Origin of the sequence: Mycolicibacterium celeriflavum, from assembly GCF_010731795.1 — a bacterium.
In the GTDB taxonomy this organism is placed as follows: domain Bacteria; phylum Actinomycetota; class Actinomycetes; order Mycobacteriales; family Mycobacteriaceae; genus Mycobacterium; species Mycobacterium celeriflavum.
In genome coordinates this window covers 294453-309000 of sequence record NZ_AP022591.1, presented here as the reverse complement: position 1 = coordinate 309000, position 14548 = coordinate 294453, and the positions used below count along the sequence as shown (strand labels likewise).

Annotated in this window: 14 protein-coding genes and 1 tRNA gene; 6 read left to right on the top strand and 9 right to left on the bottom strand. The window is 62.8% G+C overall.

The annotated features are described in order from the left end of the window. Positions 1-19 precede the first annotated feature (19 nt). Both G6N18_RS01360 and G6N18_RS01355 read left to right on the top strand, forming a co-directional pair. The gene (locus G6N18_RS01360; protein WP_083001203.1) at positions 20-460 is read left to right on the top strand and encodes a MarR family winged helix-turn-helix transcriptional regulator; all 441 of its coding nucleotides are present in this window, start codon (positions 20-22) and stop codon (positions 458-460) included. A gap of 21 nt (positions 461-481) precedes the next feature. Further along, positions 482-1690, top strand: a complete 1209-nt coding sequence (locus G6N18_RS01355; protein ID WP_067225738.1) for an MFS transporter — start codon at positions 482-484, stop codon at positions 1688-1690. 18 nt (positions 1691-1708) lie between these two features. Here G6N18_RS01355 and G6N18_RS01350 read toward each other — a convergent pair whose 3' ends face one another. Next, positions 1709-2437 carry a VIT1/CCC1 transporter family protein gene (locus tag G6N18_RS01350; RefSeq protein WP_083001205.1) on the bottom strand — a complete coding sequence of 243 codons (729 nt, stop codon included), beginning with the start codon at positions 2435-2437 and terminating at the stop codon, positions 1709-1711. Between the two features lie 102 nt (positions 2438-2539). On the opposite strand from G6N18_RS01350, the gene G6N18_RS01345 reads away from it, so the two are divergent. Further along, positions 2540-4513, top strand: coding sequence for an acyl-CoA dehydrogenase family protein (locus tag G6N18_RS01345; RefSeq protein ID WP_083001207.1), 1974 nt, complete (start codon positions 2540-2542; stop codon positions 4511-4513). A 57-nt stretch (positions 4514-4570) separates the two neighbouring features. On the opposite strand, the gene G6N18_RS01340 is transcribed toward G6N18_RS01345, so the two are convergent. From G6N18_RS01340 to G6N18_RS01320, 6 genes are all read right to left on the bottom strand, one after another. Then, complete coding sequence (locus tag G6N18_RS01340; RefSeq protein WP_083001209.1) at positions 4571-4960, bottom strand: nuclear transport factor 2 family protein; 390 nt, start codon at positions 4958-4960, stop codon at positions 4571-4573. Positions 4961-5426: 466 nt separating this feature from the next. Next, positions 5427-5558: a hypothetical protein gene (locus tag G6N18_RS24700; protein WP_264007137.1), complete on the bottom strand. Its 132-nt coding sequence runs from the start codon at positions 5556-5558 to the stop codon at positions 5427-5429. Between the two features lie 477 nt (positions 5559-6035). After that, on the bottom strand, positions 6036-7076 hold the full coding sequence (locus G6N18_RS01335; protein WP_083001211.1) for a class I SAM-dependent methyltransferase: 1041 nt from the start codon (positions 7074-7076) through the stop codon (positions 6036-6038). 270 nt (positions 7077-7346) lie between these two features. Continuing rightward, entirely contained in the window at positions 7347-9173 is a 1827-nt protein-coding gene (locus G6N18_RS01330) for a carbamoyltransferase family protein (RefSeq protein WP_083001213.1), read from the bottom strand. After that, positions 9170-10831: an SGNH/GDSL hydrolase family protein gene (locus tag G6N18_RS01325; protein WP_133052451.1), complete on the bottom strand. Its 1662-nt coding sequence runs from the start codon at positions 10829-10831 to the stop codon at positions 9170-9172. Before G6N18_RS01325 ends, G6N18_RS01330 begins: the two co-directional genes overlap by 4 nt. 80 nt (positions 10832-10911) lie before the next feature. Next, positions 10912-12459: an acyltransferase family protein gene (locus tag G6N18_RS01320; protein WP_133052452.1), complete on the bottom strand. Its 1548-nt coding sequence runs from the start codon at positions 12457-12459 to the stop codon at positions 10912-10914. 437 nt (positions 12460-12896) lie between these two features. Here G6N18_RS01320 and G6N18_RS01315 point away from each other — a divergent pair, with 437 nt between their 5' ends. Continuing rightward, the gene (locus G6N18_RS01315; RefSeq protein ID WP_083001216.1) at positions 12897-13229 is read left to right on the top strand and encodes a helix-turn-helix domain-containing protein; all 333 of its coding nucleotides are present in this window, start codon (positions 12897-12899) and stop codon (positions 13227-13229) included. After that, entirely contained in the window at positions 13150-13563 is a 414-nt protein-coding gene (locus tag G6N18_RS24780; protein ID WP_083001217.1) for an integrase core domain-containing protein, read from the top strand. The genes G6N18_RS01315 and G6N18_RS24780 overlap by 80 nt, the downstream gene beginning before the upstream one ends. Before the next feature lie 183 nt (positions 13564-13746). On the opposite strand, the gene G6N18_RS01305 is transcribed toward G6N18_RS24780, so the two are convergent. Further along, positions 13747-13819 (bottom strand) — tRNA-Asn (locus tag G6N18_RS01305). A 149-nt stretch (positions 13820-13968) separates the two neighbouring features. Between G6N18_RS01305 and G6N18_RS01300 the strand changes: the two genes are divergently transcribed. After that, positions 13969-14238, top strand: coding sequence for a hypothetical protein (locus tag G6N18_RS01300; RefSeq protein WP_067225749.1), 270 nt, complete (start codon positions 13969-13971; stop codon positions 14236-14238). Here G6N18_RS01300 and G6N18_RS01295 read toward each other — a convergent pair. Further along, on the bottom strand, positions 14219-14515 hold the full coding sequence (locus G6N18_RS01295; protein WP_083001218.1) for a DUF7155 family protein: 297 nt from the start codon (positions 14513-14515) through the stop codon (positions 14219-14221). The genes G6N18_RS01300 and G6N18_RS01295 overlap by 20 nt on opposite strands. Between the last annotated feature and the right edge of the window lie 33 nt (positions 14516-14548).

The following is a 14548-nucleotide window of genomic DNA, read 5'->3' as shown; positions in this document are numbered from 1 at the left end:
AACTATGTATATTGGTGGCATGACACCGACTCTCGGAGCCGATCTGCTGTCCGTGGTCGCCCGGATCAACCGCCTGGCTACCCAGCGCGTCCGCCTTCCGCTCGGCTATGCCCAGGCACGGTTGCTGTCCACGATCGAAGACCAAGGTGAGGCCCGCATCTCCGATCTGGCCGCGCTCGACCACTGCTCGCAGCCGACGATGACGACGCAGGTCCGCCGGCTCGAGGACGCGGGCATGGTGTCGCGCACCGTCGACCCGCAGGACGCGCGGGCGGTGCTGATCCGCATCACGCCCAAGGGCGTGGACACGTTACGACAAGTCCGGATGGACCGCGGTGCGGCGATCGATCCCTATCTGGAGCGGCTCGACGCCGCCGACCGGGAGACGTTGCGCGATGCGGTGCGCGTGCTGCGCCGACTGCTTGCGGACGCGGCCACTCCCAACACCATCACCAAGTAACCACCAAAGGAGTACTCGCCCGTGTGGCGTCAACCCAAAGCTGTCTGGGCCGTTGCCTTCGCCTGCGTCGTCGCGTTCATGGGCATCGGCCTCGTCGACCCGATCCTCAAGCCGATCGCCGAAAACCTCGACGCGTCGCCGTCCCAGGTGTCGCTGTTGTTCACCAGCTACATGGCGGTGATGGGCGTGGCCATGCTGGTCACCGGTGTGATGGCGAGCCGAATCGGCCCCAAACGCACGCTGCTGGTCGGACTGGTCGTCATCATCGCCGGCGCCGGCCTGGCCGGGATGTCCGACACCGTGATGGAAATCGTTGGCTGGCGGGCACTTTGGGGCCTGGGCAACGCACTGTTCATCGCCACCGCGCTGGCCACCATCGTCAGCTCGGCGCGCGGTTCGGTGGCGCAGGCCATCATCCTCTACGAGGCGGCGCTGGGCCTGGGCATCGCGGTCGGCCCTCTCGTCGGGGGCGTGCTCGGGTCGATCTCGTGGCGCGGACCGTTCTTCGGCGTGTCGGCGCTGATGGCTTTCGCGCTCGTGGTGACCGCGGTGATGCTGCCGTCCACCCCGCCCGCCGAACGTGCGACCACCCTGGCCGATCCGTTCCGCGCGCTGCGGCACCGCGGGTTGCTTGGTGTGGCAATCACTGCCCTGCTGTACAACTTCGGGTTCTTCACCCTACTGGCCTTCACGCCGTTTCCGCTCGACATGAGCGCACACCAGATCGGTCTGATCTTCTTCGGCTGGGGCGTCGCGCTGGCGTTCACGTCGGTGGTGGTGGCACCGCGGCTTCAGCGCCGGTTCGGCACCGTGCCCGTCCTGCTGGTCAACCTGTTGGCGATGACGGCGACGTTGATCGTGATGGCCGTCGCGACCGAGAACAAGGCGGCGCTGGCGACGTGCGTGGTGGTGGCGGGGCTGTTCATAGGCGTCAACAACACCCTGATCACCGAGACCGTGATGAAGGCCGCTCCCGTCGAGCGCGGCGTGGCTTCGGCGGCCTACAGCTTCGTGCGGTTCTCCGGCGCCGCGCTGGCGCCGTGGCTGGCCGGAGTGCTCGGTGAGCAGGTCAGCGTGCACATGCCGTACTGGGTCGGCGCAGGCGCGGTACTGCTGGGCGCCGGCGTCCTCGCGCTCACCCGGTCACATCTCGTCGGCATCGACGTCGACGAGGCCGAACTCGACGAACTCAGCGAGGCGACCGCGATCGGCGTCGGCAGCGACACCTAGCCCGGTTCGCGACGGAACTCACGCGACCACCGAGCCGACCAGCAGCCCGACGACGTACGTCGCGGCGACGGCGACGGCGCCGAACACCAGTTGCCGTGCCGATGCGAACCACAGCGGCTTCCTGGTGAAGCGCGATGCGACGCCACCGGCGACCATCAACCCGAGCCCGCCGCAGAGCAGCCCTAGCCACAGGTTCCCGAAACCGAGGAGGTAGGGAATCAGCGGGGTGAACGCGCCGATCGCGAACGTGACGAACGAGGACACCGCCGCGATGAGCGGCGACGGCTTCTCGCTGGGGTCGACGCCGATCTCCTGCACCAGATGGAAGTTGATCGCGCGGTTCTCGTCGCGGTGGATCTCCTCCGTGGCCACCGCCGCAGTCTGCGGCGACATCCCCATCTGTACCAACGCGTCGGCGAGCTCGGCGCGCTCGGCCTGCGGATGCATGTCGAACGCGCGGCGCTCGACAACGACTTCGGAGTCGATCTGCTCGTTGGCCGTCTTCACCGAGGTGTATTCGCCCAGTGCCATCGAGAACGCGCCCGCCGCCAGACCGGCGAATCCGCTGAGCACCACGGTGTGCGCGGCGGCCGTCGCACCCACACCCGCGATCAGCGCGGTGTTGGAGACCAGGCCGTCCATCGCACCGAACGTCGCCGCCCGCAGCCAACCGCCGCTGACATCACTGTGGCGGTGGTCGAAATCGTGCGGACGCCACTGCATACGCTGCCCGTCGGAGTTCCTCATGGCTCGATTCAACTCCGGTCGTAAAGGCCGCGATCCACTCAGGTTCGCCTTGGTTTACGACATCACAGTTTGTGGTGCCGCGCGGAAGGCTACCGTCGAGTTATGACCACCACTGCGGAACATCTGCGCAATGCGCTCGACGGCCGTTGGCGCGATGTGAAGAACCGGCTGCGCGAGGAACTGTCCAACGAGATCTTCCGCCCGCACTACACCCCGAACACCGTCATCGCCAGGACCAAGGTGGCAGAGCAGCTCAAGATCATGGCGGCGCAAGGTTCGGCCGAGGACGGGTTCAAGAAGGAACACGGCGGCAACGGCAACGTCGGCGCGGCGGTCACCCAGATCGAGATGCTGGCGATGTCCGACCTGTCGCTGATGGTCAAAGCCGGTGTGCAGTGGGGTCTGTTCGGCGGCGCGATCGAAAACCTGGGCACCGAGCGCCACCATGAGAAGTACGTCAAGAAGATCATCGACCTCGAGCTGCTCGGCTGCTTTGCGATGACCGAAACCGGGCACGGCAGCGACGTGCAGTCACTGGAGACCACCGCGACCTACGATCCGGCCACCGAGGAGTTCATCATCGACTCCCCCACGCCGACGTCGCGCAAGGACTACATCGGCGGCGCCGCCGAAACTGCTCGCGTTGCAGCGGTTTTCGCACAACTGATCACGCCCGACGGGGTCGGCCACGGCGTGCACTGCCTCGTGGTGCCGATCCGTGACGAGGAGGGAAACGACCTGCCGGGGGTGACCACGTCGGACTGCCACTACAAGGGTGGCCTGCCGGGCGTCGACAACGGCCGCATCCAGTTCGACCACGTACGGGTTCCGCGCGAGAACCTGCTCAACAAGTACGGCGACGTGGCTGCCGACGGCACGTACAGCTCACCGATCGAGAACCCCGGCCGCCGGTTCTTCACGATGCTCGGCACCCTGATCCGAGGAAGGGTCACCGTCGGCGGCAGCGCGGCGGCCGCAGCGCGGGTTGCCCTCGACATCGCAACTCGATACGCGTTGCAGCGCAGGCAGTTCGAAGCGCCAGGCGACGATCGCGAGGTGCTGATCATGGATTACCTGGTCCATCAGCGTCGACTGCTCCCGCTGATCGCGCAGTCCTATGCACTGCAGTTCGCCCAGAACGAGCTCGTGGCCAAGTGCCACGACCTGCAGAGCGCCGAGGATCCCGATCCCGAGGAGCAGCGTGAGCTGGAGGCGCGCGCGGCCGGCCTGAAAGCAGCCAACACCTGGCATGCCACCCGCGCGATCCAGGAAGCCCGCGAAGCATGCGGTGGCGCAGGCTATATGGCCGAGAACCGGCTGATCGCGCTGAAAGCCGACACCGATGTGTTCACCACCTTCGAGGGCGACAATCACGTGCTGACCCAGTTGGTGGCCAAGGAGTTGCTCACCGCGTACGCCGACGACATCAAGAGCATGAGCCCGGTCGAATGGGTGCGGTTCGCCGCGAACTTCGCCGGCGAGCGGGTGCTCAAACGCACTGCGGCCGAGACGATCATGCAGACCGTCCTCGACACGCGGCAGGACAACGAGGAGGAAGGCAGCCTCTTCAACCGGGGCACCCAGGTCCAGATGTTCGAGGACCGCGAGGAGTACATGATCTCGACGGTGGCCCGCCGGCTGCAGGGCAAGTCCAAGGAGATGAGCGAGTTCGACGCGTTCAACGCCGTGCAGGACCATGTGCTGCACAGCGCCCGCGCCCACATCGACCGCATCATCTTGGAAGCGTTCGTCGCGGGTATCGACTCATGCGAGGACGAGGAAGCCCGCAAGATCCTCAACATGGTGTGCGACTTGTACGCGCTGTCGGTGATCGAAGAGGACAAGGCCTGGTTCATCGAACACCGCTACATCTCCACCGAACGAGCCAAGGCCGTCACCCGCGGCATCAACGAACGCTGCCGCACGTTGCGGCCGTACGCGGAACTGCTCGTCGACGGGTTCGGCATCCCGGAACAGTTGCGTTACGCCGAGATGCTGCATCCCGAGCGCATACCCGACGCCGACGAACACACCGAGCAGAACGCGATCAGCGCGGGCACGATCGAGCCCAAGTAGAAAGCGGGGATGACTGGCCCGTCATCACATGACGACGGGCCCGCGCGACCACCGCCCTCAGCCGGCGGCCAGCTCTTTCTTGCCGTACACCCGCTCCATCAGCATGGTGTCGCCGTGGACCCTCACCGAGGTCGTCTTGCCGTCGCGAACCGTGAACACGTCGGCGTCGCGGCCAGTTTGGCCCTCCACGCTGATCTCGGTGAGCGCGACGACGGTGTCGCCCTCGGCGACCAGCTGGTCGAGCCGGACGGACAGTGACTTCTCTGCAAGCCGGCCGAGGTACTCCATCACCTCGGTCTTGCCGTGATAGGTGCCGCTGACGGCGCTCTCGCCCGGCTGGACCCACTCGATGTCGTCGTCGAACATCGCCATCACCGTCTCGATGTCTCCGGCGGCGAACGCCTCGTAGCCCCGCTGAATGAGTTGCTTGTTTTCCTGCTCAGACATTTCCGTAACCCTTCGTGCGCATCCGATGATTCGGCCGCGAGAGCGTGGCCGGTCTGGGGAGCCGCACGTGTGCAGCTCCCGGATCAGTCAGACCGTTCGCCGCCAGCACAGATTGTCCGCTTTCGCGGCCTCGAATTGTCGGAATAGGACAACAAATTCAACTTGATTGCGGTCCTGAGGCACCGCGAACCACGGTAGTTGTGATCGGTGGCGAACCGGGCAGTCCTGACTGGTCTCAGTAGCGCTGACGGGACGGCGCCTTGAGGAAGTCCATCGAGGCTGCGCGGTCGCCGAAGCTCGGGCTTCTGCCGCCCCCGCCCCGATCCGCTGTCGCCCGGTACGCCGTTCTGCAGCCCGCTGCGATCGATGATCACCATTCCGCCGCTCTGCGATGAAATCGGCGTGGACATGCCGCCGGGCTCAGTCAAGCGCTGGGCGCGCCGCTTCGAGCGTCAGGCGCAAGCGGTCAGCGGCGCTCCCACACGCCGTCACCGGTCAACTCGATGAGGAACATCCTCGGCTGCCCCTCGAACTGCAGCCGTTGGCTCGGCTCTCCAACAGCTGTTGCCGGTGCGCTGAGCTGGCCGGCGCTGACCACTTCCTGCTGTTAACGCGGCACTTCGTAGCCGAGTTACGCAGCGCCGCAGGCCAGTTGGTCGACGCCATGCCTGTGTTGCGCATGCCCTGTGCGAGCAGCTTCAACGGCGACCCGAAGCTCACCCAGCGATCGGCGCGGAGATGCGGCGCCGTCACGGGCCGCCCCCATGCGGCATACCGACGGCCTGTCGGCGTCGGGCATCCGCGTCATTGCACCCTCGGATCCGCTGTGCAGCTACCGGTTCCGGGTGGTCCTCGTTCGACACAGGCTACCGGCGACGTCGTCCCCACGCGCCACCATATTCCACATGCGAGCAGATCGAGCCGATCGCCTCCAGTCCGGCCTAACCAGCGTCCCGGTGTTACGGGCTGCGGTTGCCGTGGTCCCAGAAGACCTCTTTATGCGTTTTGGCCCGATTGCCGGAGACTGAACGTAGCCTCGGACCTCGCCCGGCATAGTGCGAGGCGGCGTCCATGTTCATGACCTGACCCCTCGCTCCACCGGTCTCCTCGCGACGATGATGAAGAACCCACCCTCGCGATGGCCGGTGATCATCATCCCGAGATTCACCAGCATGCGCTCGAACGTGCTGCCGAGCCGCTCCGGCTGGAACAGTTGCTCGTCTTCAGCCAGACCGCTGAACGGCTCGGTCTTCGGGATAGCGTGCACGAAATCGAAGCCGATCTTCTCCAGCCAACCGATTACCTCGCCGACGGTGTGCTTCGATTCGTGTGGGTTCTTGTACTGATCCATAAACCACGACCGGCGCTTCTGCGTGCTGACACGCGCGTCCACGGCGTGGCGATCGAGGAACATGAAGCGATCGTTGGTGGCATTGAAGGCGACACGACGGATATCAGTGACCAACCGCCCGTACTTGTGATACAGCCCGATCATGATGTAACCGCCTGGCCGCACGAGCCGCGCGATTGACTCAAAACCCAGCTGCGGATCGCTCGTGTGGTGCAGGACGCCGTTTGAGATCACCAGATCGAACGTGCCCGGCTTGAACGCCGGCCTGAACAGATTCATTTGCAGAAACTGGGCGCGCTTCAGATCGTTCTGCTGTTTGAAGGCTGTGGCCATTTTCAGCGAGTTCAGGCACAGGTCGGTGCCGATCACCGTACGACGAATGGCGAGAAAGTTGGTGAGCTGTCCCGTGCCGCAACCGCATTCGATCACACGCGCGCCGTACGGAATCTGATCGTCGAGCAGCTTCGCGAACACTGCCTTGCGCGCCTTGTCGATCAAGCTTCCGACGCTGTCGAAGTCGTCGTAGTTGGGAAATGGGTTTGCCTCGTAAAACGCCTTGATCTTCTGGGTGACGTCATCCTTCGAATCGCTCCAGTCGTTCGGAATGAAAAGCGATGGGATGCCGTCCCGCGCCGAATAGTGCTGGTGACAATGCGTGCAGCCGAAGCCGTTGCCTTGAATGGCCAGCGCGTCGCCGCCGCAGCGCGGGCAGCACAGAAGCTGGGAATGATTATTGAAGAAGTTGTCGAGCTCTGAAGGGGGCATACCGAATTTTTTACTGTACTTATGGTGTCGTGCGTATTCTTTTGCGGCGATTCGTTTTGTGGCTATCCCATTCGGGTGCTGATCGTCAGCGCCGAGCAGTAGTTCAGAAAAGCGCGTACAGCGTGAATGGAACAGTAATCTGGACCACGCCGATGAATCCCGCGACACCCAGCAACAATATGATCAGGGGTATGACCCAGTAGGCCCTATTTACGACAGCGTACCTGCCGAACTCTGTCAACAATCTCCAGGCGTGGACTGCGCGGCGCATCAGTCGGGCACCGTCGAAATCGTGAACAACTCCCGGTTCTCCCGGCCAGGCTGCAGTCGTTTGTCTAGTACATGGTCCTCGAGGACTAGGTAATCCATTTCGGTATTCATGAAACACCGGTAAGCGTCCTCTGGAGTGCAGACGATCGGCTCGCCTCGGATGTTGAACGAGGTGTTGACCACCACGGGGCAACCCGTCAGTTCTTCGAACGACGCCAGAACGTTGTGGTAGAACGGGTTCGTTTCGCGCGAGACAGTCTGGATGCGCGCCGAATAGTCGACGTGAGTAACCGCGGGGATTGACGACCGTACCCTGTTGACCTCACTCAAAATTTCGTCGGATCCACTGGTGCTGGCAACGGTACGTATCTCTTCCCGGACTGGACTAACCAGCAGCATGTAGGGGGACGGTACGTCAAGGTCGAAATAATCCTTTGCCCGTTCTTCGAGAATCGATGGCGCAAACGGGCGGAACGACTCCCGGTATTTGATCTTGAGATTCATCACCGACTGCATCTCCGGCGACCTTGCATCGCCAAGGATGGAACGATTACCAAGGGCCCGAGGTCCGAACTCCATGCGTCCGTTGAACAGGCCCACGACGTAGCCCTCCGCGACCAGTTCTGCGATCTTGCGGGCGCGCTCATCTGCATCCGCCACCGTTTCGAACGGGTAGCCTCGGGCGGATAAATAGGCAGCAATTTCGCCGGCTGAGAACTCAGGCCCGAGATATGCCCCCTGCATACAGTCACCGGTGACGGGTCGAGGATTACCGGCGGTCTGATACCACGTGTGCAACGCAGCTCCTATTGAACCTCCGGCGTCCCCAGCCGCCGGCTGTATCCAGAGGTCGGTGAACGGCCCTTCGCGGAGCAGCCTTCCGTTTGCGACACTGTTGAGGGCGACACCACCCGCCAGGCACAGGTTCTTCTCGCCTGTCACCGCGGCCGCGGTCGCGGCCATCCTCATCACGATCTCTTCTGTGACCTCCTGGATGGAGCGGGCGATATCCATCTCCCTTCGTGTGATGGCACCTTCCGGAGGACGCGGGGGGCCGCCGAAAAGTTCGGCGAAACGATCGTTTGTCATCGTAAGGCCGCCCAGAAAGTCAAAGTACTTGAGATTCAGTTCGATTGAGCCGTCGTTGTGGATGTCGACAAGATTGTCGGTAATGAGATCGACATAGGCCGGCTCACCATACGGTGCGAGGCCCATAAGCTTGTATTCGCCTGAGTTGACTCGGAACCCACAGAAGTAGGTGAACGCCGAGTAGAGCAGCCCCACCGAGTGTGGGAACCGCATTTCGCGGTGGATCTGCAGCTGATTGCCGTCCCCGCGGCCGATGCTCGCCGTTGCCCACTCGCCGACTCCGTCCATCGTCAGTACAGCAGCCGACTCGAATGGCGAGGGATAGAAGGCGCTTGCGGCGTGACTCTCATGATGCTCGGTAAAGTAGAGCTCCGATGGCGTCTGATAGCCGAGCGCTTTCAGGTTGCGTTCGATTTCGTAGGTGATCCAGAGTTTCGTTCTCAACCACAGCGGGAGCGCCGTCTGAAACGATCGAAAGCCCCGGGGGGTGACGGCACCGTACGTCTTGATAAGACGGATAAACCTCGTTATCGGCTTCTCGTAGAAAGCAATTGCATCGATCCCGGCGTGGTCGACGCCGCCCGCACGGAGGCAATACGCGATGGAGTTCTTCGGGAATCCCGCGTCGTGCTTGACGCGGGTGAAGCGTTCCTCCTGCGCGGCCGCAATGATTTGACCATCTCGGACCAAGGCGGCAGCCGAGTCATGGTAGTAGGCGCTGATTCCAAGGATGTTCATCGCTTCAACCCGATGTGTGGATATATTGCTCGCGCAACAAGTTCAGCGCCCAGTTCGTTGGTGTGCGCGTTGTCGATGAACACGGCTTGCTTCTCGCCGTCTAGTACATCGGCGAGGTTGATGATCGGCGGAGCCATGAGTTCTGTCGCGTCGACGTAAGCCGCCCCGAGTCCCCAATCGTCGGGGCTCGCGAAGCGTTCGGCATCACCGCCTTCAGTGGTATATGCAAGTGGCTGCCAGACGAACACGGCCTTGAACCCGTAGCTCTTTGCCAAGCCTTCGATGACCTCGACCGCCCTTTCGTAGAGCCGCACAGCGTTGCGAGCCCGTTCTTGGGCCAGCTCCGGAGTTGGTGCCGGCCCACCCTGTCTGGAATTCGACGTCAGGGCGATACGTGTCAGAATGCTGTGGTTAGCGTAGAAACCCGCGAGAGAATCCTTGAGGCCGGCTATCCCGCCACGCATCCGCGCCCGTTCCACCGCCTGACTTACGTAGTTTCCGCCCGGGTAGGTCGGGTCGGTCGTCAGTCCTTCAACCTGCTCGGCAACGTCATTCGCACCGTCGTAGAAAACCGCCACGTCGGGTATGTGCCCCTCACTGAGCAACTGTTGGAGCAGCCCGAGTTCCTGCCAGATGCTCCATGCGACCTGACCGTAGTTGCTGACCCGGACCGGAACACCGTCCTCTTCGGCGAGTCGAGCCACCTGGGAGGGGAGCGTGTACAGATCGCGTTGACCGTAGCCCCACGTTGTCGAGCCGCCGAAGAAATACACCGAGGTGGCGTCGTCGCCGACTCTCTCAGCGACATAGGTCCTGCGAGCGCGGTCGACGATGTTGATGTAGTTACCTTGGTGGTCCGGATTCACCATGCCCAACAGCGGCACATAAGCGTTGTGTGTGTAGATATTTTTGAACTCATTGAACCAGTCGGCAGCCCACTGTTGATCCGCCGCCATAGCGGCTGAGGAGATCTGTGCGGTGAAGATGTCGTCCCACGTGCCTAGTTTGCCCCCAACGCGTACCCCGCCGTGGGGGGCCCAGTGCGGGAATGCCATCCCAACAATAAGATCAACGGCCACCAACAACACCGCTGCACGAAACGTCATCACCGCAAGGTGTCTTGCTGTGGCGGCCCGTCCTCTCGGTTTCGAAACCGATAATTCCGGTTCGACGGCGAATTGGCGGCGAGCCATCGCTTGATCCGAGACCCGTGGCTTGATAACCCAGGTGCTGTCGGGGCTGACGCCGGGTGAAGCAAGAAGGTTGCGACCGAAGAGGCGGAGACAGAGCGACACCGGCACTATCACGACGAAATAGACGATCGCCAATACCACCGTCGACAGGAGTCGCCCGACCCACGCCGCCACTCTGGAGATGCCCGCGTCGATCGTCCGCCCCACGGCAGGCCAAGCGACCGCAACCACTGCGAGCCCGATCACCACCAACGTAAGCAGAGCGGCTCCGAGCTGTAAATCGAGCAGCCATAAGACCGCAGCAAATGCCAGCCCGCCGAAGGTCCGCAATGCGGAAACTTTCAGGGCTGCAGCGCGTCGGGATTGCCGATCTTGTCCGGTGGGGTCAGCTGAATCCACACCAGGCGCCCACCATTCGTACTCGCCGTGGACAGTGGCGGCCTCGTCGTATTTCTCGCGGAGCATCGACCCCCCTTTTACCGATGCGCTCACAAAACGAGCCCTTCGCCAGCTCGCAAATGCGGTCTATTGCGAGTCTGGTGTATCTAATCGCGATGGAACCTACCATCGTCGCGAGGTCGGTATCCCCGAAACGCGTGCGCGGGTTCGCCGGAATTGGGCATTTCTGCCCCACCTCCTGGACTCGAATCAGTTGACACCGCGTCCGCGGAATCGGTGTCGGGGCTGTGATTGTGTGACCGTGCGCGAATCTTCGATGCCCACGTTCGCCCGAAACCCCGTGTCCAATCCCTGAAGACTCCGACGGTGCGGGCGTCTTCTGGCGCGGATTGGCGCGGGCGGCGGCGGCCGTTGAGTGTCGCGCCTATGAACGTGAAGCGCACGAACGCGTGATAGCTCAATAGCAGCACAAGCACCGAGGCGGCTAAAGTGATCGTGAATCTCACGCTCCAGTGCCAGCCGAGCGGACGCAGCAATTGCATGAAGAAGATGATCGACACCGGATGCATCAGGTACACCCAGTACGAAGAATCTGCCACGTAGCGGCGCACGGGACTGGCGTTCGATAGGAATCGCAACGCCAACCCGATAAGTGCGAAACTCGCACACCAGCTCGCCATCAGGTATGCCGCCGCGTAAATATGTAGTTGCCAACCGTCGAGGTGGGGCGACCACTGCGGTGTCGGGCCTGCGATCAAATAACATGCGACGGCGAGCACGATCGCGGCGAGGGAGTACACCACCCAGCGCGTGCGAAGCTGCAGGAGCACGTGAGATTGGCGGTGTAGCAGCCAGCCGACGGCGAAGCTAAGTCCATAGGCTAGCAATGCCGGGATGCTCGGGATGATGGACTGCGGCGCGGGCAGGCCTTGCCATTGGGCCCAGTCGTGCCACTTGAAGACGTACCAGGCGGCGACGGGCAGAGCAAACGCGACGGCGGCGAGGCCGGTGCGCATCAAGATGCCGAGCATTTTGTCGATGACGCACATGGCGTTTCCGTCACGATCTACCGCGCGGATCGTGGCGCGCAGGATGAGCGCTACCACGTAGAACAGAAGCAAGTAGTACAGGAACCAGAGATAGCCCAGGGTTACACCACCGCGCACTGCACCAGCGGTGGCCGACACGTACTCGCGCCGTGCCTGCGCGAGCGCCGTCAGGTCCGCGACGCTCATTCCTGAAGCCAGCGAGCCTAGCGCGAAGGCCGCCGCCGTCAGGGCGCTGATTAAGAAGAAGGTTATGACCAATGGAATCGCGATGCGCTTCGCGCGGTCCTTGATGAACTTCCTCGTTTCGTACCGTTCCGCCAACAGACGCCCGAAATAGCCGGCGATCAGGAAGAACACAGGCATGCGGAAAATGTGCGGGAAAAACCAGATCGCGGCGGCGGTGTTGCTCGGCGTCTCGCCGAAGTTCCACTCCGGCAGATTCTTTAGCCAGGGCGGGACGACATGCATTGCGACGCCAATTAACAGTGCGAACGCGCGGACGGCATCAAGGGCGTGAAGGCGATCAGCAGCTGGCTGCACAGAGTCCCTCTCCACTCGGCAATCGGACTGCAACATCTGGTGTGCCGCCCGAACATCTGGTTCGTCGCCGGCGACAACAATAAATGCGTGGGGCTGGTTGAGCAACAACTCATGCCAGTTGCTGAGATAGCGGCTGCGCCACAGTAATCCATGGCACCCGGTATTGCCACAAACCCGCTGCGGCAGCCAGCGCGGCGGACTTCACAAGTAGCGGGAGGCCATCTTCGCTGGCAACGAAGAAATCTAATAGCGACGCGATTACGCTGCGCCAACGCGACGAAGTCGGGTTGCGGCAAAGTTGGCAAAGCCGCCAAATCCAGTGCGGGTGTTCTGTTTCAGGACATCGCTGACAGGTGTATGTCTCGGAACATCGCTGACACCTGGGTAGGGCGTGGGACCAGGATGGTCCATGGTCCAGAAGGTGACGGCGATGGATATCCGTGCCGCGAGGGCGTATGTCGGTCAGGTTGTTAATGTTTCGCAGTTCTGTGGGCAGCATCGGATGAGTCGGCAAATGTTTCTACAAGTGGCGACGGCAGTTTCTGGCCGAGGGGATCGGCGGTCTGCATGAGCGCTCACGTCGTCCAAAATCGTGCCCAGGTAAGACGCCGACCGCCGTGGAAGAGGTGGTGCTGCGTAAACGCAACGAGCTCGTTGAGCTGGGCTTAGACCACGGTCCGCAGTCGATCCTGCGGGCGCTGCAACGCCAGGGACTGCCCACTCCGGCGCGCTCAATAGTGTGGCGAATTTTGACCCGTCACAGCCTGATCACGCCGCAACCGCAAAAACGCCCCAATTCGGCGATCCAACGGTTCTGCTACACGCGACCCAACCAATGTTGGCAGGTCAGACTGGACCAGCTGGCGGCTCGCTGATGGAACGAAAGTCGCCATCGCCGGCACTCTCGACGATCACTCCCGCGCCCTGGGCACCCGCGCCATCAACTCCACCCCACACCATCCCCAGACGTGCAGCAAGATCGAACGCTTCTGGCAGACCCTCAAGAAATGGCTACGCGCACAACCGGCCTCGACCACCATGGCCGAGTGCAACGCCGAGCTGGCCCGCTTCCGTGAGCTTTACAACCAGAACGGCCCCACCGCGCGCTGCGCGGCGCCACACCCGCGCAGGCATTCGCGGCAACCACCGCACTCCGAGACACCACAAAAATCGGCGCGGGCCACAAACGCAAAAGACGCTAGCCCCTAGTCCGTCGTGGTTACCGGATGACGCCACGCAGGACTGCGAAGGCACAGTCGGCCCGCCAGGGCATAGGGCGGCGGTGGGTGTGAGTTAGTGGCCAGCGAAGGACTCTGCTAGGACGTGATAGCCCTTGAATAGCCCATCGGGGAACGAGGCGGTAAAACCGGCTTTGACCCGGAATTACGTCTGCTCCCCCGGCTGGACTCGAACCAGCAACCCTTCGGTTAACAGCCGAATGCTCTGCCAATTGAGCTACAGGGGACTGCTCACCCGCGAACACGCTAGTGTGCGGGCCGGGGGTTGACTCTAGCCTACGTCTCGCAGGGCCCGCCAATACGCCGTCGCCCCGCGCGCGCTCCAAGGACGTGAGGCAGGATGGGACCGAACGCACCGTCGTCTGGAAGGGACCCTGTGATCGGGTATTTCGTCGTATTGGGTGTCGGCTATGTACTGGGCTCGAAGGCCGGCCGCCGCCGATATGAGCAGATCGCCGGAACCTACAAGGCGGTCACCGAGAGCCCGACGGCCAAGGCCGTGATCGACGCCGGTCGGCGCAGGATCGCCGATCGGGTATCGCCCGATGCGCCGATGGTCACGTTGACAGAGATCGACAACGGGACGACGGTGATCGGCCCGGAGGCGGCGCAGCAGGGAAGGTCCGTTAACGGTACGGGTCGTTGATGGTCTGACCGGGGAACATGGGTGAGGTGTTGATGCCGACCCCATCAGATCCGTTGAGGCCGACCTCCGGTGTGCCGACGTTGACGCCGTTGCCGTTGGAGTAGGACAGGCACTTGCCGTCCTCCTTGTTGCCGAACCATGCCAGGCAGGCCGGGGCGGCCTGGAGCTCGGATGCAGTCGATCCCAGGACGGATGCCGCGAACGGAGCCGCGACCGCAGCCACCGCGAACGCTCCTGCAGCGACGAGCCGGCGCGCCCGAATATTGGTCGATGTCACGTGCCCGCCTTCCTGACCGTTCCCAACGGTTTC

Excerpts from the sequence above, each read along its gene's own strand:
- G6N18_RS01345 (WP_083001207.1), top strand. The coding sequence starts at position 2,540 with ATGACCACCACTGCGGAACATCTGCGCAATGCGCTCGACGGCCGTTGG.
- G6N18_RS01325 (WP_133052451.1), bottom strand. The coding sequence starts at position 10,831 with ATGCTCCGCGAGAAATACGACGAGGCCGCCACTGTCCACGGCGAGTAC.
- G6N18_RS01330 (WP_083001213.1), bottom strand. The coding sequence starts at position 9,173 with ATGAACATCCTTGGAATCAGCGCCTACTACCATGACTCGGCTGCCGCC.
- G6N18_RS01335 (WP_083001211.1), bottom strand. The coding sequence starts at position 7,076 with ATGCCCCCTTCAGAGCTCGACAACTTCTTCAATAATCATTCCCAGCTT.
- G6N18_RS01340 (WP_083001209.1), bottom strand. The coding sequence starts at position 4,960 with ATGTCTGAGCAGGAAAACAAGCAACTCATTCAGCGGGGCTACGAGGCG.
- G6N18_RS01350 (WP_083001205.1), bottom strand. The coding sequence starts at position 2,437 with ATGAGGAACTCCGACGGGCAGCGTATGCAGTGGCGTCCGCACGATTTC.
- G6N18_RS01360 (WP_083001203.1), top strand. The coding sequence starts at position 20 with ATGACACCGACTCTCGGAGCCGATCTGCTGTCCGTGGTCGCCCGGATC.